18 protein-coding genes are annotated in these 18,517 nt (G+C 53.6%); 9 read left to right on the top strand and 9 right to left on the bottom strand.

All coding sequences use genetic code 11. The annotated features are described in order from the left end of the window. Positions 1–29: 29 nt before the first annotated feature. Positions 30–395, bottom strand: coding sequence for a MerR family transcriptional regulator (locus NYE48_RS11850; RefSeq protein ID WP_340998762.1), 366 nt, complete (start codon positions 393–395; stop codon positions 30–32). A gap of 283 nt (positions 396–678) precedes the next feature. Between NYE48_RS11850 and NYE48_RS11845 the strand changes: the two genes are divergently transcribed. The 9 genes from NYE48_RS11845 to NYE48_RS11805 all read left to right on the top strand — a co-directional run bounded on the left by NYE48_RS11845 (position 679) and on the right by NYE48_RS11805 (position 7,122). Further along, a complete protein-coding gene (locus NYE48_RS11845) occupies positions 679–1,275 on the top strand; it encodes a TetR/AcrR family transcriptional regulator (protein ID WP_340998759.1) in 597 nt (198 codons plus the stop codon). A 21-nt stretch (positions 1,276–1,296) separates the two neighbouring features. Next, the gene (locus NYE48_RS11840; RefSeq protein WP_340998756.1) at positions 1,297–1,758 is read left to right on the top strand and encodes a DUF2269 family protein; all 462 of its coding nucleotides are present in this window, start codon (positions 1,297–1,299) and stop codon (positions 1,756–1,758) included. A 36-nt stretch (positions 1,759–1,794) separates the two neighbouring features. Beyond that, on the top strand, positions 1,795–2,229 hold the full coding sequence (locus NYE48_RS11835; RefSeq protein ID WP_340998754.1) for a DoxX family protein: 435 nt from the start codon (positions 1,795–1,797) through the stop codon (positions 2,227–2,229). Positions 2,230–2,322: 93 nt separating this feature from the next. After that, on the top strand, positions 2,323–2,910 hold the full coding sequence (locus NYE48_RS11830; protein WP_340998752.1) for a TetR/AcrR family transcriptional regulator: 588 nt from the start codon (positions 2,323–2,325) through the stop codon (positions 2,908–2,910). Between the two features lie 32 nt (positions 2,911–2,942). After that, positions 2,943–3,449, top strand: coding sequence for an alpha/beta fold hydrolase (locus tag NYE48_RS11825; RefSeq protein WP_340998751.1), 507 nt, complete (start codon positions 2,943–2,945; stop codon positions 3,447–3,449). Further along, a complete protein-coding gene (locus NYE48_RS11820) occupies positions 3,446–3,856 on the top strand; it encodes an alpha/beta fold hydrolase (RefSeq protein WP_340998749.1) in 411 nt (136 codons plus the stop codon). Before NYE48_RS11825 ends, NYE48_RS11820 begins: the two co-directional genes overlap by 4 nt. A 401-nt stretch (positions 3,857–4,257) precedes the next feature. Further along, a complete protein-coding gene (locus tag NYE48_RS11815; protein ID WP_340998747.1) occupies positions 4,258–4,956 on the top strand; it encodes a response regulator transcription factor in 699 nt (232 codons plus the stop codon). Continuing rightward, a complete protein-coding gene (locus NYE48_RS11810) occupies positions 4,953–6,341 on the top strand; it encodes a sensor histidine kinase (RefSeq protein WP_340998745.1) in 1,389 nt (462 codons plus the stop codon). The genes NYE48_RS11815 and NYE48_RS11810 overlap by 4 nt, the downstream gene beginning before the upstream one ends. A 55-nt stretch (positions 6,342–6,396) precedes the next feature. Continuing rightward, complete coding sequence (locus tag NYE48_RS11805) at positions 6,397–7,122, top strand: hypothetical protein (protein ID WP_340998743.1); 726 nt, start codon at positions 6,397–6,399, stop codon at positions 7,120–7,122. 121 nt (positions 7,123–7,243) lie between these two features. Here NYE48_RS11805 and NYE48_RS11800 read toward each other — a convergent pair whose 3' ends face one another. The 8 genes from NYE48_RS11800 to NYE48_RS11765 form a co-directional block, all read right to left on the bottom strand. Then, positions 7,244–8,605, bottom strand: coding sequence for an ABC transporter substrate-binding protein (locus NYE48_RS11800; protein WP_340998741.1), 1,362 nt, complete (start codon positions 8,603–8,605; stop codon positions 7,244–7,246). Between the two features lie 50 nt (positions 8,606–8,655). Continuing rightward, positions 8,656–10,014, bottom strand: coding sequence for an ABC transporter substrate-binding protein (locus tag NYE48_RS11795; protein WP_340998737.1), 1,359 nt, complete (start codon positions 10,012–10,014; stop codon positions 8,656–8,658). A gap of 177 nt (positions 10,015–10,191) precedes the next feature. Continuing rightward, positions 10,192–11,169 carry a carbohydrate ABC transporter permease gene (locus NYE48_RS11790; protein WP_340998735.1) on the bottom strand — a complete coding sequence of 326 codons (978 nt, stop codon included), beginning with the start codon at positions 11,167–11,169 and terminating at the stop codon, positions 10,192–10,194. A 30-nt stretch (positions 11,170–11,199) separates the two neighbouring features. Further along, positions 11,200–12,063, bottom strand: a complete 864-nt coding sequence (locus NYE48_RS11785; RefSeq protein ID WP_036715457.1) for a carbohydrate ABC transporter permease — start codon at positions 12,061–12,063, stop codon at positions 11,200–11,202. Beyond that, positions 12,060–14,516 (bottom strand): DUF5696 domain-containing protein, encoded by a 2,457-nt coding sequence (locus tag NYE48_RS11780; protein ID WP_341000643.1) that lies wholly within the window; start codon positions 14,514–14,516, stop codon positions 12,060–12,062. Before NYE48_RS11780 ends, NYE48_RS11785 begins: the two co-directional genes overlap by 4 nt. Continuing rightward, entirely contained in the window at positions 14,516–16,669 is a 2,154-nt protein-coding gene (locus tag NYE48_RS11775) for a YIP1 family protein (RefSeq protein ID WP_340998732.1), read from the bottom strand. The genes NYE48_RS11780 and NYE48_RS11775 overlap by 1 nt, the downstream gene beginning before the upstream one ends. Before the next feature lie 18 nt (positions 16,670–16,687). Further along, on the bottom strand, positions 16,688–17,596 hold the full coding sequence (locus tag NYE48_RS11770) for a carbohydrate ABC transporter permease (RefSeq protein WP_212947658.1): 909 nt from the start codon (positions 17,594–17,596) through the stop codon (positions 16,688–16,690). Between the two features lies 1 nt (position 17,597). Further along, a complete protein-coding gene (locus NYE48_RS11765; protein WP_445324067.1) occupies positions 17,598–18,509 on the bottom strand; it encodes a carbohydrate ABC transporter permease in 912 nt (303 codons plus the stop codon). Positions 18,510–18,517: the final 8 nt, after the last annotated feature.

Raw genomic sequence — 18,517 nt, 5'->3', positions numbered from 1 at the left:
GCTTCCTCTTTTCCATTATTTTTTTGCTTTTACGCCTGGATACGGTTGGTATACCTTGCAATTTTCAGATCGATTTCGTGGAGCGATGTTTCCATCAATGAAATTTCGGCCAGCACGGCTTTTTTATGTTCCTTCATCATGTCAAGCCGGAGTTGGGTGGTGTGATCCCCCTCGACGACCCAATCCACATATTGCTTGATTTTTTTGATTGGCATGTGCGTGTTTTTCAAATAAATCACGACTTTAAGGAGCGTCATGGAATCTTCCGAAAATAACCGCCTCCCGGCCGCATCGCGCTCGATTAATGGCAATAGTCCTTTTTTCTCGTAATAGCGGATCGTGGATTCCGGAATATCGAATTTGGCTGCAGCTTCGCTAATGGAATAATACTTCATTTGGAGTCCTCCAAATTTTTATCTTGATTCTGTCGACAGGAATAGGATACGACTTAAACCATGGTTTAAGTCAACACAAAATTATGTTCGGCCAACAGGCGGTTTATCCCCATGCACGCAAAAAAATATCGCTTATAGTTGTGACCTCGCCGCAGACAGCTATCGAAGAAAAAACTCGAGATGTCAAAAAACTATTTACAAACCAACGGTCGGTTTTTTATAATAAGCATACATCGAAAATCAGAGACGCAAAAAACGATTACCACTCACGGAGGGAAAGACGTTGAAACAAGAAGAGCGCAGACAGCAAACAACAAGACTTCTGCTGGATACGGTCAAAGAGCTGATCCGGGAAAAAGGATGCCATGCGATGACCATGAAGGATATTATGGATCGATCGGGCTTGTCCAAAGGGGCGATCTTCCACTATGTGAAAAGCAAGGATGAAATTTTTGTATGGGTGCTTCAGGAGCGGCTGGAAGAAACGAATACGCAATTTATGAACAAAGTGGAACTAGGCCGCCGGTCTTTCGAGGAGCCGATGCGGAAAATCGCGGAAAGCATCCTGCAATACGAAAACCCCCAGGACGTGACGAACAAAGTGCTGCTCTACTTGCTCGGCAAGGAGGATCAGCCCGTCATCGCGGAAGCCCTCCAACAATACTATGAGAGATCCATGGAATTATCCAGGCAGTGGATCATGACCGGCCAGAGGTACGGCGTCATTCCGGCATCGGTCGATCCGGACAAAACGGCGGATATGTTCGTCCTTCTTACGCTCGGCTTGCGTGTGCGCTCCTCCATCCCGTTGACGGCCGCTTCTTTCAAAGGACATGATTTCACGTCCATGATTTCGGATATGTTGCAGTCTCGAAAATAAAAAGCGAAAGGTGGAACCATCATGAATCTATGGTTAACGCTTCACCTGCTCGGAGTCGTATTATTCGCGGGAAACATCATTACGGCGGCTTTTTGGAAGGTTCGGGCGGATTTGACGAAGAACCCTGCAGCCATCCATCATGCCGTGCAAAACGTCATGCTTGCCGATTATATCTTTACGATTCCGGGTCTGTTCCTCGTGATCCTTTCCGGCAGCATCATGGCCGCCCGCGCGGGATTTTCCCTGGAAGGATTTAACTGGCTCACGTTATCTCTCGCCTTGTTTGCCCTGACCGGCCTCCTCTGGGCGGCGATCCTCATTCCCCTGCAGCGCAAAATGATCCGAACCAGCGCCGGGAGCATCGAAAAAGGAGAGATTTCCCAAGCGTACCGGAAAGCGTCCCGTTCCTGGGCCGTATTCGGCATTGCGGCTACGCTGCTTCCGATCGTCATTTTATATCTCATGGTCATGAAAGGGTTCTAAGTTGGGATTGATCACGTTCCTAAGGAGGTTGTACGAATGCTGCCTTTTTATGTGCTGGTTGCGGCTTTTCTGTTGTTCAAGGGTCTCGGCCTGATCGGCTTGGCCTATTTTGAAGGCTGGCATGCTTCCCTTCAGGCGGCGGTGGCCGTCATGCTGCTCCTCACGGCTTCCGCGCATTGGGGGACCCGCAGGCCGGACCTGATCCGCATGGTTCCGCAGGTATTTCCCAGACCGGATTGGATCGTGACGGCCACCGGACTGCTGGAAATCGCCGGAGCCGTCGGCATCTTGATCCCTGCCGTCTCCAAGGCGGCTTCGATCGGATTGGCTGTGCTGTTTATGGCCATGTTCCCCGCCAACGCGCGCGCGGCCAAGGAAAAATTAACGATCGGCGGGCGGCCCGTACCCAAGCTGTTACTCCGAACCGCGCTGCAGCTTGTTTTTATTGCGGCGGTCCTTCTGGCCGGATAAAAGTCCGGCCCTTCGACCGGGATGGCCTTGTTTTTAATGCTTGAAAACAACGGCCCTTTTTTATATACTCTAAAAGCGAATGGAGGTTCATTTATGGTTCAAGTATTGAAGGAAGAACTGCGACAGGCGATCGTGAGGCATGCGCAAGACGAGTTTGCGCAGCATGGATATGCAAATGCCTCGATCAAAAGAATCGCGGCGAATGCCGGCATTTCGGTCGGTAACTTGTACCGGTATTTTCCGGGGAAGGAGGCGTTGTTCGAAACGGTCGTATCCCCGGTTCAGCATGAACTGGAGACGCTGATCTACAATCACGAAAAATACGCTTATGATGAGCATACCGACATTTTTGAACGTGTCGTCCAGGCGCTGACGGCGGTCGTCGGGGAGTATCGGGTGCCGCTCCTTATTTTGATCGATGGCTCCAAGGGGACCCGGTTCGAAAACGCCGCCGCGGATTTTCACCAGGCGATGGCAGAGAACGTCGCGGATCATCTGGCAGCCTATAACCGCAAGCAGGGTCAGGCAGCGTTCGATCTGCAGACGGCTTGGCCGATCGCGGTCGCTTTTATGCAGGGATACTTCGAGATCATCCGCCGCCATCAGGATCCGGAAGACTGCAAACAAGTGGTTCGCCAATATGTCTCTTTTTGGTATCAAGGCCTGCGGGCGTTTCTGTGAAAAGGGCGCACGCGTTTTTTTTGGATTCAATAATGAATCATAATTCGCTTTTGGGAGGCGCATGTTCTATGGAAAGATCCATCCATCAACACTTGACCAGAAAAGGCTACACGCTGGAATACAGCCTTGTCGGATCGGGAGAACCGGTCCTCATTTTGCATGGTGGCCATTCGAACTGCCACGAAGAGTTGGGTTATGCCCATCTCGTGGCGCATGGTTTTCGGGTTATTACGCCTTCCCGCCCAGGTTACGGCAACACGTCGGCAGAACTGGGCCAGTCGATCATGACTGCATGCGAAGCTTATATTGAACTGTTGAATGAGCTCCAAGTGCCCCAAGCGCATATTCTGGCCATGTCGGCTGGAGGGCCGAGCGGAATATGTTTGGCGTCTCGATCCCCCAGCCGCATAAAAGCCTTATCCTGCAATCCGCCGTCTCCCGTTGCTGGCTGTCTCCCGGCGATCAGGCGTACCGGGTGGCACGGATCATGTTCCGGCCCTCCGCCGAAAAATATGTATGGGCGACGTTACGGTGCATGAATAAATTTGCGCCCGGCGTCCTGCTGAACAGCATGATCCCCTCCTTCAGCAAGCTGCCGAAAGAAAAGGTGCTGCCGCTCATTAGCGGCGAGGACCGGAGGCAGTTCAAAAACATGATCGACCGTCAACGTTCGGGGCATGGCTTTCTGATCGATTTGGAACAATCAAGGCATGACCTGACTTCGGAGCTGGCATCGATCCGGTGCCCCGCCCTGATCATGCACAGCATTCACGATGCATCCGTCCCGCTGGAACACGCCCGGCATGCCCATCGGACCATTCCAAACGCCCGGCTTTGCGAGCTTGATTCATGGGGCCACCTGATTTGGCTCGGAGCCGGTACGGATGTGATGTGCGGGCAGCTGCTTTCATTTCTGGATGACGTGATCGAACGCGAGCGACGCTAAACCGAACAACGCCCCGTCTTATTATCGTTCCCCTTCCTTATCCCATTTCTTTTGAGTCCATCCGGTCCGCATCCGGCCCAATAATGAGCTGTCGAAAATAATTTTCGGCAGCCTTATTTTGAAGCGTTTTTGGTCCTTTGCTTATTTCTCGAACACCCGCTCAAGTTAATATAACAAATCGCTACCACTTCGTTTGGTTTTATTGTAAAATATAACCACGCATGAATGAAAGCGTTTACCAATACATATAAACGAAGGATTAGATATATCTTTTAAAAGACATGTTCCATAGATTCATCCCCTGCTTTTAGCATATGGCGCCCTCTTGGCGGTCCGGGTTTACCCTTTTTCGAGTATGTTTGATTCCGCTCAAATGAAAAAGAGTTCTAGGAGGTTACAGGATGAACATCTTGATTGTAGAAGACGAAGCTTCCGTCCGGGACATCTTGCAATCGTATTTTCTCAGTGAAGGCTGGAATGTGCACATTACGGGCGACGGCCGGGAAGCCTTGAAGCGAATCCAGCTTTTGAAGCTGGACTTGGTCGTGCTGGACCTGATGATTCAAGGGCTCCCCGGCGAGGAAGTGTGCCGAAGCATTCGGCAGGTATCGAACATCCCGCTCATCATGATTACGTCGAAAGCCCGCGAAGCCGATATGATCAACGGCCTTAACCTTGGGGCGGACGACTACATTACGAAGCCGTTCCGCATGAAAGAAGTGATTGCCAGAATCTATGCCTTGCAGCGAAGAATCACCCAGCTGAACAAAAGCGGACCTAACGTGCTCTATTTTAACCGCCGCCGGCTGATGGTCAATTTCGAATTCGAGGACGTGTATATCGACGGAAAACCCGCGAACCTGACCGCGACCGAATTCCGCACGCTGAGCATCCTCGTCAAAAAACCCGGGAAGGTATTCAGCAGGCATGATTTGTCCTACGAGGTGCAGGGTTACCGTTTTATTGGCGACGGGCGCGTCATGGACGTACATATCCGCAATATCCGCAGAAAAATCGAAGAGGATCCCAAAAACCCGCAGTACATCGTCACCAAGATCGGCTCCGGATACAAATTTACTTTCCAGCCGGACGAAACATGAAAAAAACGGCATCCTGGACGATAACCACCCGTACATGCCTGTTTTTGGCGATCCTCTCCCTGACGGCGGCCGCTTCCATCGGCTCCTATATGGCCCTGACGCAAATTTGGAGCAAGCAGCTTGCTTCGTTCAAACAAAAATACGCCGCCGAGCAAAGCCACCATCTGCTTTATACGCTGCGCGAACGGATGAAAAACGGCGCGGATCGCAGCGAAAGCATCAAAATACTCGAAGATGCGTCGCGCCATTTCGCGGTCCCGATCCGATATGTCGGCGAAGACCGCCAAACGATGATCCTGGATTTGGTGGACCCGGCATGGCTGTCGCGCCCCGGCCTTTTTTCCGTAGAAGCTCCGCTCGTCTTGGACGGAGAAATCGACGGTTATCTCACTTCCTATTACGATACGGCCGAAGGCGCGTATTCGCCTGCCATCCGGCAGCTGGAAGAGCAGCTCGAGCGGAGGGGCCGGACGGTGCTCATCTTGTTTCTTAGCGCCGCTTTCGCGGTGTCCCTCTTGGCCTCTTGGCGCTGGAGCCGAAACATTTCCGCATCTTCCGACGCGGCGGAGACCATCGTAACGAGCAACCAGCTTTCGCCGATTCCCGTCCGCGGCACGAAGGAGATCCGGGTCCTGATGACGACGATCAATCATCTCATCGACCGGTTCGAACGCCATGAATCGTGGCGCAATCAGCTGATGCAGGATCTCACGCATGAGCTCAGAACGCCGCTGACCGCCGTTTTGTCGCAGCTGGACGCGATCATTGACGGCATTTACCCGCTTACGGCCGATCAAATTCAGCGTATCCTTGTCGACATTGAACGGCTGTACCGTCTCGTGGAAGACATGGAGAAGCTGTCGGAAGCCGAAGGAGCGCAATTCGAACTGAATAAGCAGGAGGTCAATTTGTCGCGGATCGTGCAAGGCATTTACGAAGGTTTTTTATTCCTGACCCGGGAAAAAAACATCCGCTTCGATTACGTGCCGTCCAAAACGCCGTGCTACCTGCAAGCCGACCCGGACCGGATCGCGCAAATTCTGTCCAACGTCATGTACAATGCCATCAAATATACGCCAAGCGGCGGGAAAATCGAGGTGGGCGTCGTTCATGAAGAGGACTCGATCCTCGTCTTCTGCAAAGATACGGGCATGGGCATTCCCGAAGAGGAGCTCGGCCGGATTTTCGACCGCTTTTACCGGGCGGATAAATCCCGATCCAGGGACAGCGGCGGCCTAGGGGTCGGTTTGAGCATTGCCAAAGCGCTGGTCGAGGCCCATCAAGGCAACATATGGGCAGAAAGCCAAATCGGCAAAGGTTCGGTCTTCTGGATCAGGCTGCCGGTGCAGCAATCGTTTCAGCTCGATTCGTCCAAGCCGGCCTGAACCGCAGGCTGACATTCCGCAAAAACTTATCGACACCAATCCAAAGGAGGTTGCTATGCCGATCCTGGAAGCTTGCCGAACGTTCAGAAAGCATCCCTATATTGTCCTGCAGCCCTTCCTGATCGACGCCATTTTGCTGGTCGTTCTATACGGCTCTCAAACGTCGCAGATCAAATCCCAATGGAGTTCCCGGGTCATGCTGGGCATGGGAATCCCGTCCGTTTTTCAGCTGTTTTCCCTGCCGTTCACCTGGTTTATGCTGGTTGCGGCCCTGTTATGGTCATTCGCGCAGGGAGGATACATCCGTACGCTCGCTGCGGCATGCCGAGGTTCGAAACTTCCGGTTTCGCAGATGATGCGGGCGAACTTGCGTTACGGACTCCCCTTTCTGCTGCTGCAGGCCGCGATTATGTTTGCGGCTTCGGCGGCGTCCACCCTGCTGATCGTCATGTTTGGGGCGATCGGCTCGGGGGCCGCCCTGCTGTTTTTGATCGTCTTTCGGATTTTGTTCGTCTATTTGGAATTTACCATTGTCACCGATCGCGTCCCTTTCGACGCCGCCTTCCGCCGGGCTTTTCGGACCCTGAAGCAGCATGGGCCGGCCTCCGTCGGGATGGGCGTTGCGATTTTGGCCGTTTCGGGTTTGGCAAGCCTGGCCGCCAACCTGTTGACGAAGCCGATACCGCTTATGCTGATCCTCATCATGTACGATGCGGTCATGACCGTGCTCCTGCTGGCGCTGATGCTAACCTATCGCGAAGCCCGGAGATATGAAGGATAAGCGCCGCAGCCGTTTTTGTGGCGGTAAAACCGAAAATCCCGCTTCCGTTTTCCGGATGCGGGATTTTCTGCGGTTGCTTATTTTCGGCCAGCCCTTGGAATTTTTAAAGATTCATGCGGCTTTATGACTCCCCTTTCGAGGATTTTGCCTCCTGAATCGCCTTTTCCGCTTTTTCCGTCTGCGTTCTCAGGAACTGCTGAATGTCCATGTCCGACTGCAAAAACTCCTTGACCGCGTCATCCAGCTTCACGTACGAATCCCAAGGGCTGCTTTTGGCCGGCGGCGGCGTAAAAGGATATTGGAAAAACGCGTTAATGTTTTTGCCTTCGTACCTTATATTGTCCTGAGCGAATTGCTCATTGATCGTTTTGTCCCCCGTGATGACGGATGGCGTTCCCGCCCGGGCAAGCGTCGCCTGATACTCCGGCGAAATGCTTTCAAGGATCCATTGAAATGCCGCTTCCTTGTGCTTGCTGAACGCATTGATCGCGAAAATCTGCGTATTGGGCGTCGGCGCCGTATTTTCCTGGCCGGGAAACGTGGGTACGGGGACGATGTCCATGTCCTGCTGGAACTCCTTCGCTTCTTCGTCGTTCCCCCCGAACCATGTGAGATATCCGTGCCAGTCCACATGCATCGCGACCGTTTTATCGCTGAATCCGCTGACGTTTTCATCGTACATGCCCGGTATGCTATATATTTTTTTCAACAATTCCATATACTGCGTGAATTCCGGATATTTAGATAACAGCACTTCGCCTGTATCGGGATCGGTTAAAGTGACGGATAGCTGCTTCAGGGGGAACGTATAGCTTCCAAATTCCAATCCCCTGTAATGCACCCCGTTCCGTTCGGCGGTCATTTTTTTCGCCATCTCGATCGCTTCATCCCATGTCATATGATCCGAAGGATATTCAACCCCGAACAGATCGAAAATTTCCTTGTTGTAATGAAGGCCGATGACGCCCATCTCCTGCGGAATGCCGACCAACCGGCCCTGTTGGTCCCGCGATCGCACTTGGGCCAGTATCGCCGGATCGATTTGGCTCAAATCAACGCCGTAATCTTTCACCATGTCGTCCAGGGGATAAACCATTTCGAGTTCTTCAAGCGGCTCTTGGCCCGAAAAAGCAAGCACGATATCCGGAACGATCTGCGAAGCGTTGAGCTCCTGCATGTTTTCTACCGTACCGTTCCAATCGACATGCTTCACCTGGATATGAGGCAGCTTTTCCTTCATATAATTTCCAATGCGGGAATTAAAGTAATCTTCGCCCCAAGGCGTGGCTACAAGCAGTTCAACCGGATCCTCAGGAAACGTCTTCACGGGCGCCTCCTCCTTGGGCTCCGACTGCTCTTCCGTCTGCGTCTGCGGCTTCGGCTCGGGCACGGCTTCCTGCGCCGTACTGCCGGTGCAAGCGGTGATCCATAACAACAACAGCAAACCGAGCGCTCCGTGAATCCAAGATCGCTTATTGCCCACTCGTATTCCCCCTCATCCGCGATTATTTTGGGAAAGACAATTACCGCGCATCAATTCTGCTGCTTTTTCTCCTTCACGATGGTGGCATAATCCTCATCCATCTTCCGCAGGAACGTTTGAACGTCGTTGCCCGAAGTCAGGAACGGTTTCACCTGCGAGCCGACATAGTTGGTTCCGTAGAGCAAAATGTCCGGCCCGAATGGGCTGTAAAGCGCCGGTTTGGCCTGCTGCAGCGAATAGATGCCTTTGATGTTGAATTCCCGGCCGTTCAGCGTATCGGCGGCAAACTGCTCCAATATGCCCTGATCCGAAGAAACCGAAGGGATGCCCGCGCGGGTCATGCGGATTTGCTGCTCATCCGTCAGCAGGAATTCCAAGAGATCCATCGCTTCGTCAATATGTTTGCTGTGCTTGTTGATGGCGATCGTCAGCGGCAGCGTGGACGGTCCGACGCCCGGCAGATCCGGCCAGCTCGGGAAGCTTACGACGTCATAATCCAGCTCTTCCGGATAATAAGGGATCGTGTTGGCGATCAGTCCAAGGCTCATGGCCACGTCGCCCTTTTTGAAGTCGTATTCGATGTCTGGCTCCCAGTTCCCCGGTATGCTGGCGATCCGTTTGGTCAAATCCAGAAATTTCGCGAATGCCGGGTTTTTCGAAAATTGGGGTTCGCCCGTCTTCGGATCGGTGCCGTTCGCGGACAGCTGCGTCATCGCCTGGGACAATGAATTGGTCGCCAGTCCCCGGTATTTCACGCCGTCCCTTTCCCCGGTGACCTGGCCTGCCAGCTCAATGACCTCATCCCACGTCATCCCGTCGACCGGATAGTCCACGCCGAATTTATCGAAAACGGCTTTGTTGTAATGCAGCGCCACCGTCACGTCCTCGATCGGCACGCCAAGCAGCCTTCCTTGGCCTTCCGGATCCCGGGCCCGAAGCGCATCCATGATTCCCGGCCTGATTTTGTTGAAGTCGAAGTTCCGTTCTTTCAGCATGTCGTCGAGCGGCAGCAGCATGTCTCTTTCCTTCAAAATGTCGAAGCCGTCCGTCGTCAGAATCAAATCCGGCATCACATTTTGGGCGAACAGTTCGTCAAAGGACGCCGCATCCGCGAATTTGCCCGTCGGCTCAATGTCGATATTGGGAAATTTCTCCTTCGTCCCCGCAAGAATGCGGCTTTCGACCTGCTCCTTGCTCCAAGGCGCCATGAAAATCAGCTTGATCGGCTCATGATTTTCTTTTTTCTCTTCCGGCTTTTGCTCCGCCGGTTGACCGGGGGCTTGCTTTGCATCCGACGGGGCCTGCTCCTTCGCCGCCATGTCGGTCCCCGAACCTCCGGAGCCGCATCCCGTAATAATGAGCGCAAATGCTGCAAGTATCAAGAAAAAAACATTCATCCGCTTTTTCATGACCGATTCATCCCTTCAACATGGATTCACTGTATACCTTTTGGCATTTCATGAACTGATTGAATCGCATTGGATCTTTGAAACCTCCAGTTTGACCGGCAGCCCCCCTTTCTCGATTCCGATCATTCGGCAAAGCCCGGTCCTCCGCGCTTCTCCTTGGGCATCCGCATATGCCCGTTATTCGACAAGCCCCGTACGCTCGACGCTTTCGACGAAATAACGCTGCGCAAAAAAGAAGATGAGAAGCGGCGGCAAAAGCGCAAGGAAGCTGGCCGACATTTTGATCGCTTCCACCAGCACCAGCGCGGTTTCTTCGTTCCCGAGCATGCTCGCAATGCTTGCATCCACCCGGGACATCTGGGTCGAAAGCGGCACCAGCGGAGATTGGCCGAGAAACATTCGTGGATAATAGGTGTCGTTCCAGGTCCATACGAAGGAGAACAGGGAAACCACGAGGATCGCGGGTTTTGCCAGCGGAAACATGACCTTCCAATAAAATTTGAAGCTGCTGGCCCCGTCGATTTTGCCCGCCTCCTCCAGCTCTTTCGGCTGCGTCGTATAAAACTGCCTGAAAATGATGACAAACAACGCGCCTTTGATCCCGAAACCGAATAAGGAAGGCAGCACCAGCGAAAACAGATGCCCCTGCAGCCCCAGCTTCGTGTACATGATGATCATGGGCAGCACGATGACCTGCGGCGGAATGATAAACGTGACGACGAGCAGCACCGTCAGCAGCTTTTTGAAAGGGAACTGCATCCGGGCGAGCGCGTAACCCATCAATCCGCACGCGATGACATGAAATAGGGCAACGACCGTGGAAATGCCGACGCTAACCAATAAGGACTCCACGTAATGAAGCGCCTGCCAAGCCGTTTTTAAGTGGCCTAAATAAACTTCGTGGGGCACCCAGGTCACCGTCGGATCGTTCAGGTCCTTCTCGTTCATCACCATCTTCACGAGCATTTTCAAAATGGGGTTCAAATAAATGTAAGAGGTCACGATCAGGATCCAGTAAATAAACAGCTTGAACAATAGTCCCCGGTTCACTTCCCGGCCGAGGATGACGTATCGGACCGTGTTCAGCTTGTCGCGGGCAATCCTTTTTTTAAGCGCAGACGTTTTGGACTTGATCGTGTTGATTTTTCCAATCATTTCGGCCCCTCCTCTCTTGCGGGATCTGCATTACCGGTAGCGGCGGCTGCGGTTCATTCTCAAAAACAGGAGCATGATCAGGCTCAGGAAGCAAGCTATCACGACGAAATAGATCCAGGCCAAAGCGCTGTTGTAGCCATAGTTCCCCGTATTGATCAGCTCGATGATCGGGTTGTAGGGGAACGTGAACATGTCGACCACCGTATAAATCAGGTTCAGCAAAATGAACGGCGACATGGCCGGCAGCGTAATTTTCCAGAACACCTCCCATGGGGAAGCGCCGTCGATCCGCGCCGATTCGTAGCTCGATTTCGAGATGGTCTGCCTTCCCGCCAGGAAAATCAGGATCTGCACCCCGGAGTACCATAACACGAGCACGAACCGATTCAGCACGTCCATGACCGGCTTCGTCCAGGAACTGTCCCCCAAAAAATCGAGCAGGTATTCCCCGATCGAAAACCGCTCCAAAAAGCCCAGCGTTCCTTCGCCCTGATTCACGAATTCCGTCAACACATATCCCGAGGTAAAAATGATCGGCAGGAAGAACACGACCCGAAACAAAATCCGTCCCGGAAAATTCTGATTGAGCATGATGGCGATAAATAATGAAAAGACGATGATGACGGGCACCATGATGACGATTTCCTGAAAAAACGGGATGAGGTTATCGTAAAAGGCCGAGCTCCCGAACAAAATTTCCTGATAATATTTCAACCCTTGAAAATCGTATTTGAGGCCCGTCGGCAGAACCGTCACTTTATGCAGGCTCATATACAGGGAGAAAACAAGCGGAAAGGCCATGAACAACAGGAAGCCGAGGACCCAGGGAGCGACGAACATCAGCGCTTCCAAATGCCGTGAAGTACGAGCTTTGATTTTGAATTTGCCCATCATGATCTCCCCCCATGAACGACGGCAAAATCGCGGGCTTCGGCCTCATAACCGCTCCCGTGATATGGCGATTCGTTGTAGTTCACGACGATCCGTTTCCCGTTGTCGTAGGTCGTCTCGTACACGCCTGCGGCAAGGGAACGATGGCCGACGATCATCCGGTCCTGCACGTCTCCAAGCGCTTCGTTGAACCGGCCGTACTGCTTGGCGATTTCTTCCGACCAGTCCTTATAATGCGTGCTGTAATAGTTGTAAAGCGAACGCGTCCCGATCAGGTCCTGCGAAGCCGCATAGGTCAGCATGAAACTCGGGATGGAGCCGTATTCCAGGTTTTTCAGCAAATATGTCGTGTAGTTGTCGGCGGTATTGGCAAACGTCGATGAATACGGGATCAACCCATGCAGCGCGATTTGCATAAAAGGTACCGTCTCGTCGACGAACAGATCGAAGGAATTTTCGATCGGCAGGCCGTCCAGGGCATCGACGTATTTCCAGGCATACGCATTGGCGCTCTCCGCCCTGACGGAGCCCAGCGTTTGAACCGCTTGATCGAACAGCTGCTGCTGGATTCCTTTCACTTCTTCCCGCGTCGCTTTGTGACGTTCATTAAAATCGCTGTTCAACAGCGAACCCAGCCCTTCGCCAAACGTTAATCCGTCGGCCCCGAGCGGTTTGAATTTGTCCAAGTCCCTCCGCAGCACCTTTTCCATAAAACGGGGGCTCACGAGCGTCTTTGACGTTTCGTTCCTTCCTCCATACTTGATGACGACGGATCCCAGGTCCTGCAGCCCGTCCCGGCTGGAACGGAAGCCGTCGCGCCCCGTGTTGTTGAACGTGTACGAGGAGGCGTCCAGCGTCACGTCATGGCCTTTGACATGGGCATATTCGATGAAATGCCGCATTCCCTCATTGCCTCCGATGCCTTTGTCGACCGGGAAATGACCTCCGAAATCGCTGATGCCGCCTTTTTGCCAGCCGGCGTAGGTGACGGCCATTTTTTTGACTCCGATCGCCGTCAGCTCGTTGACGATTTCTTCGGCTTCCGACGTCGTCGTCAGAGCCTCGTAAGAATCCCACAGGAACCCTTTTTTGGAATCGGCCCCGAGCAAATATATCGGCAAACGGATGGAACCGTCATCCGGCGTCGCCCGTTTCAGTCCGTCTTCTTCCGTCAAAACCTGGCGGTAACGCGCTGCCATCCCGACGTAATCGGGGGAGCCTGCGTCCAGGAAATAATACCGGATCGACCGGTCGCCATGAGCGCGTTCCTTGTTAAAGGTCTGGAATCCGTTTTGCTTGCGTTTATCGGTCGGCTGAAAAAAACGCTGCCTGTACGTAAACTCGGCCGTCGCCCAGTTGTACTGGTTCATCGATTTGGACGGGGCCGCAAGCACGTTGGCGTATTCCGCCCCGTCGCGAATGACGGCCAACAGCCCCTGACCGCCGGCCTTGATGCCGAAAACGGGCATGCGAACGGGCTGGCGAATGGAAAGGGATTGGTTGTTGTTGCTGAAGGCATAATCCTCCCCGTACACCCCTTCGAAATAAAAATTGTTGTTTGGCGGCCGGTCCTTCCGAAACTGGATCAGCGTCCCCGGACCATCCGGTATCAGGAGATAGCCATCCTCCCGGTCCGACGTATAAGCGCCGAGGAAGGGATATAAGCGAAGCGCCGCAATGCGCGCGTTTTTATCCTTTTTTTTCGTGCGTGACTCGTATTCGGCCATCTCCTCGCTGCTTTTCCCGTCCTTAAAGCCTTCTTCGATGATTTTCGTTTCGACGCTGTCATCCTTCAGGCTCACTTCGATCGGAATGGCGAACCCTATGTCGGGCATGTCGAACGTAAGCCGGAAACCCGAATCCGTGATCTCGAACCGCTCGATCGACGCTTTCTGATCCTTGACGTTCGTTTCCTTGATTTGGTCTTTCCGCACGTTAAACTCGACGTATTTGATGAACACCGGCGATTGCATATGCTTTTTCCAGGTGTTCGTGTTATCCTTGTCGTTCCAGCCGTTAGCATCCGGAAAGGACCTCCACTCTTGGCCGCTGCGTTTGTCCTTGACGAGGAAATGCCCCGTTTTCGGGTCGACGTACAGCCCAAGATAGGCATTTTCGCTTGCGAGCCGAAAGGCATCGTCGTCCGGGAACAGGGAGCGGTAGCTGTTGCTGGCCGTTTGGCCGCTGCGGCCCGTCACTGTTTTGCCGTCGGCCCCTCCCCCTGCTTTTGCATCTTTCGTTTGGGAAGGATCGACTATCGTCCCCGGTTCGGATCCCCGAGCGCTTTCGGCGCTGTTTTCCCGCTTCGCATTTTGCTCCGAATCCGTTTTGCCCGCTTCCGCCCCGTTCGGCGTCTTCGTCTCCGCGGCGATGGTGTACGTGACGATGCTTGCGCTTGTCATGGCCGCTAGGAGCGTCAGAACGAAAAGCCGTTTCCACTTCGCCGGCATCCGCATCACATCGACACCTCCTGATATATGGTATAGAAGAAGTTCTGCAGCTCGGAAGACAGCCCGGCGATGATCGAAATCAACACCCAGGCGATGATCATCGCAAACGCGGTCAACAGGATGTTCCCTACCGTCTCGCCGACGCCGTAATTTTGAAGCGACTGGATCTTCCAGAAAAACAAACATCCGCACCAGATGAGCATCCCGGTCTGGAAAAAGCCGTAGATCGACGATTCGCTGAGCGTCATGATGTTGGACACGGCGGCCAGCGGCAGCCCGAGAATGACGATCGGGAACAGCGCATAGGAGCTGCCGACAAACACGTCCTTAAAGCGCGCCTCCCCCTGCCTGATGCTGCCGATCAAATAATTGCAGACGACCCAGGTGAGCCAAGTCACCGCCCCGGTCATCAGGAAGCTGCCGCTGCGTTCGTTGCTGGGAACGGGCATGAAGGTGAAACTCGTGTAATATTCCTTCGCCAGAAGCACCAGCGTTACGAACAGAAGAAGAAGGAAAGCGCTCAGGTAACTTCCTTTTTGCCTGTACCTGAGATCCGTGAACCCGTCGATCGGGTGCCTTAAAATGGTAAATGCATGCCTCAGCTGGACCAGCAGCTTGTTTTTGCCCAAAACCCCCCGCAATCTTTGGCTTCCCTGGGTTAAAAAACGCATCTTTTTCTTGCTGCGGTAAAAGATCCAGATCAGGATGGCCGCAGCGAAAACGGTATTGGCCATGACGGAGAAATGGCGCTGGAACCACTGCAGGCGCAGCTGCCAATACGAGTCGGAATATCCGCCGACGTCCCCCGACAGCTTGAACAGGCGAAGCGCTTCTTTGTAATCTTCCTTGTAATACGCTGCTTCCGCGAGTCCCTGGTAAGCCGGCGAATACAACGCGTTTAACCTCAGCACCTCCCGCCAGACGGGTTCGCTTTCGGCATATTTTCCTTCCTGGGATAAGCTCGTCGCCTTATGCAGCAGCATCCCGAACTCCGTGGGCTTCAGTACGTGGATCAGGTTTTGGGAATCGTCCAGCACGAACAGTTCGTTGTTGGAATTGGTGTCCACCGCGACCGGGCTTTGGCTGATGCCGAGCTGCGGAGACCCGATCGTCACCGGTCCCGTCCAGAAAAACAGCAGTTCCCCGTTCGGGCCGTATTGCGTCACCGCATTGGACACTTTATCGATCGCGACCAAATTTCCTGCGCGGTCCACCGTGATGTCGGTCAAACCGGACTTCTGCACATCCTGCTTCGAATCGGTTTGCTGCGTTTCCGCCGCCTGGCTCCGCCTCCTGAACCGGGGCTCGATCCCGAACTTTTTGTCCTTCCATTGGTTTTCGCCGCGGATATTCAGCTTCTTGACCTGCTCCTTATCCGTCGCGGACACCGTATAAATGAACCCCTGTGCGTCGATGTGAATATTGCGGATGGTCGAAGGCAGCGTCCGGACCTGGCGGCTGAGCTGCTCTTCCGTGTAAAACAGCTTGCGTACGATGTCCATCAGCGATACTTCGGTCATGTTCGTGCCGTAAAAGCCGTAAAATCGGCCTTCGGGATCCAATTGGATGATCCCTTGATAACTGCCGTTGCTGATGACGTACATGAAACCCCGGGCATCCACGACAAGGTTCGTCGGTTCGTAGTGAAAGGATTCGTCGATGAAACGCGACTCGGGACGCCCGTACTCGGCAAGCAGCTCGCCGCTGGCGGAAAGCTTCAAAATCCGTTTGTTTCCCGTATCGGCGACGTAGATCGTCCCATCCGAAGCGACGAACACGCCTTGAGGCGACTTCATGCCTTTTGCGGTAATTTCGCGCAGAAATTCTCCGTCCCGGTTCAGGTGGACGATCCGGTTATTGTCCGTATCCGCGATATAGATTTCGTCCTTGCGGTCGATGAACAGGTCCTGCGGCCGTTTGAGCGGCGAATATTCCAGGCGCTCCGCGCCGTTTTGAACCTTCTTTTTATAGATGTTGTCCCCCACGACGGTGGATGGGTAATAGGCTGCCTGGCTGGGGATCCTCCGGTCGTAACCGTCCTTGCTGAAAGTCATGTAGGGCGGTTCCGCCGCGGCAGATTCCGGCAATAAGGCGGCGGTCAAAATACAGAGAATCGTCAACATATAGATCAGCCGTTGTCCGGCCCTTCGCTTTTCCATGATTGAACCTCCGTTACCCTACTTGATGCCCGAATGGGCCATCGTCTGAATGACTTTCCGCTGCGACAGCAGGAAGATGATCAGATTCGGCATAAAAATGATTAAAGACGCAGCGGCCGCAACCCCTTGCCGCGCCACCGTATTCGCCAGGTTCGATGTAAGCGATTCCACATAAAACGGCAGCGTCTTCATCGCGTCGTCCTGCATAAACAGCGCGGATGTCTCCGAATTGCTCCAAGCGGTTTGGAACGACAAAATCGTTATCGTCGCCATCGCCGGCGTGACGATCGGAAGGATGATCCGGACGAGAAGCTGCCACTCGGTGGCTCCGTCAAGCTTCGCCGCTTCAAGCAGCTCATCCGGCACCTGATCCATAAACTGCTTCAGCAAAAACACGCCGACGGGTAGGGCCAGGATCGGCAGCACATGCCCCCAATAGGTATTCATGATGCCCAAGGACTTCACGACGATATAACGCGGAATCCCCATCGTCTCCACGGAGATCATGATCGACAGGAGAATGACGCCGAACACGATTTTGCGCCCGGGAAACGGATGTTTTGCCAGCGGATAGGCGCACAAGGCGCCCAGAATGACCATGCCGACCGTGGATAACAACGTGACGACGATGCTGTTGAAAATGAACCGGGTCACCGGCAGAAACGTGTCCTGCGTCGCCTGGAGCAGGTCGGTAAAGTTCTGCAGCGTCGGCTGGCGCACGAAAAACGTCGGCGGAAACAGGAACAGCTCGTGCAGCGGCTTGAACGCATGGTTAAAAATAAAGACAAGAGGCAAAAGCATGAATACGGCAAGCAGCGTCAGCAGCAAAAGCAAAAAGATTTGAGTTTTGTCCATGCTCCGGAAATCGCTCCGGTACAGGGACCAGGACCGGGCCATGGACTGCCGCATTTTGTTCAGTACCGCCATGTTATTCATCCTCCTTCGGCCCGAGCAGCATCCACAGGAACCGGCTGAGCAGAATCGTAAGAATGAGCAGCACGATCGAGATGGCGCTCGCATAACCAAGCTCGAGCCTCGTGAACCCGAAATCCTCGATATGGTTCATGAAAAGCTGTCCCGAATAATCCGGCGTCGGGTTCATCCCGGACAGCTGCGTTCCGATACCGCCTGATTTTAACGTCCCGACGATCGCCATGACCGCGGCGAACAGCATCTGCGGTTTCATCATCGGAATCGTAATATACCAGATTTCCTGCAACCGGCTGGAGATGCCGTCGATCCTTCCCGCTTCGTACAGCGTCCGGTCGACGTTCAGAATGCCGGCCAGGATGGCCAGGAACCCGAGGCCCATGCTGGACCAGATCGAGACGACGATCATGATTCCGAGCAAATAGTCCTTATCGATCGTTAAAAGCATGGGCTGGTCGATCAAACCCCATTTCAAAAGGAAGCTGTTGATATATCCGGTGCGGTCCCCCGTAAACATGACCTGCCATACGACGACCATGGCGATCCCTCCCGTCAGGGATGGCGCGTACATCGCAAGCGCGTACCAAACGCGGAGGGTGCCCGGAAGCTGGGCGATCAGCCAGGCCAGGACGAAGGCCAGGACGTATCCGATCGGGCCTACGAACAATGCAAACTTGAAGGAGTTCGGTATGACATGCTGCAGGAAAATGACGTCCTGCGAAAATAAGTTTTGGTAATTCATCCACCCGGCCCATTTCGGGAATTCGATCGAGTTGAAATACGTAAAGCTGAGGGCGACCCCCGTAAAAACAGGAATGATAATAAACAAACTGAACACGACGAGGAAAGGCGCGATAAAGAGATAGGAAAGCCGGAATCTCCATATTTCTCTGATCTTGTCCTGCAGCATCCGGCCGA

Source organism: Paenibacillus sp. FSL M7-1455 (assembly GCF_038004655.1).
GTDB classification, from domain to species: domain Bacteria; phylum Bacillota; class Bacilli; order Paenibacillales; family Paenibacillaceae; genus Paenibacillus_AQ; species Paenibacillus_AQ cookii.
This window is presented reverse-complemented; position numbering and strand designations above follow the sequence as displayed.

Excerpts from the sequence above, each read along its gene's own strand:
- NYE48_RS11805 (WP_340998743.1), top strand. The coding sequence starts at position 6,397 with ATGCCGATCCTGGAAGCTTGCCGAACGTTCAGAAAGCATCCCTATATT.
- NYE48_RS11840 (WP_340998756.1), top strand. The coding sequence starts at position 1,297 with ATGAATCTATGGTTAACGCTTCACCTGCTCGGAGTCGTATTATTCGCG.
- NYE48_RS11790 (WP_340998735.1), bottom strand. The coding sequence starts at position 11,169 with ATGATTGGAAAAATCAACACGATCAAGTCCAAAACGTCTGCGCTTAAA.
- NYE48_RS11780 (WP_341000643.1), bottom strand. The coding sequence starts at position 14,516 with ATGCGGATGCCGGCGAAGTGGAAACGGCTTTTCGTTCTGACGCTCCTA.
- NYE48_RS11815 (WP_340998747.1), top strand. The coding sequence starts at position 4,258 with ATGAACATCTTGATTGTAGAAGACGAAGCTTCCGTCCGGGACATCTTG.
- NYE48_RS11785 (WP_036715457.1), bottom strand. The coding sequence starts at position 12,063 with ATGATGGGCAAATTCAAAATCAAAGCTCGTACTTCACGGCATTTGGAA.
- NYE48_RS11835 (WP_340998754.1), top strand. The coding sequence starts at position 1,795 with ATGCTGCCTTTTTATGTGCTGGTTGCGGCTTTTCTGTTGTTCAAGGGT.
- NYE48_RS11825 (WP_340998751.1), top strand. The coding sequence starts at position 2,943 with ATGAATCATAATTCGCTTTTGGGAGGCGCATGTTCTATGGAAAGATCC.
- NYE48_RS11850 (WP_340998762.1), bottom strand. The coding sequence starts at position 395 with ATGAAGTATTATTCCATTAGCGAAGCTGCAGCCAAATTCGATATTCCG.
- NYE48_RS11810 (WP_340998745.1), top strand. The coding sequence starts at position 4,953 with ATGAAAAAAACGGCATCCTGGACGATAACCACCCGTACATGCCTGTTT.
- NYE48_RS11820 (WP_340998749.1), top strand. The coding sequence starts at position 3,446 with ATGAATAAATTTGCGCCCGGCGTCCTGCTGAACAGCATGATCCCCTCC.
- NYE48_RS11830 (WP_340998752.1), top strand. The coding sequence starts at position 2,323 with ATGGTTCAAGTATTGAAGGAAGAACTGCGACAGGCGATCGTGAGGCAT.
- NYE48_RS11795 (WP_340998737.1), bottom strand. The coding sequence starts at position 10,014 with ATGAAAAAGCGGATGAATGTTTTTTTCTTGATACTTGCAGCATTTGCG.
- NYE48_RS11770 (WP_212947658.1), bottom strand. The coding sequence starts at position 17,596 with ATGGCGGTACTGAACAAAATGCGGCAGTCCATGGCCCGGTCCTGGTCC.
- NYE48_RS11765 (WP_445324067.1), bottom strand. The coding sequence starts at position 18,509 with ATGCTGCAGGACAAGATCAGAGAAATATGGAGATTCCGGCTTTCCTAT.
- NYE48_RS11775 (WP_340998732.1), bottom strand. The coding sequence starts at position 16,669 with ATGGAAAAGCGAAGGGCCGGACAACGGCTGATCTATATGTTGACGATT.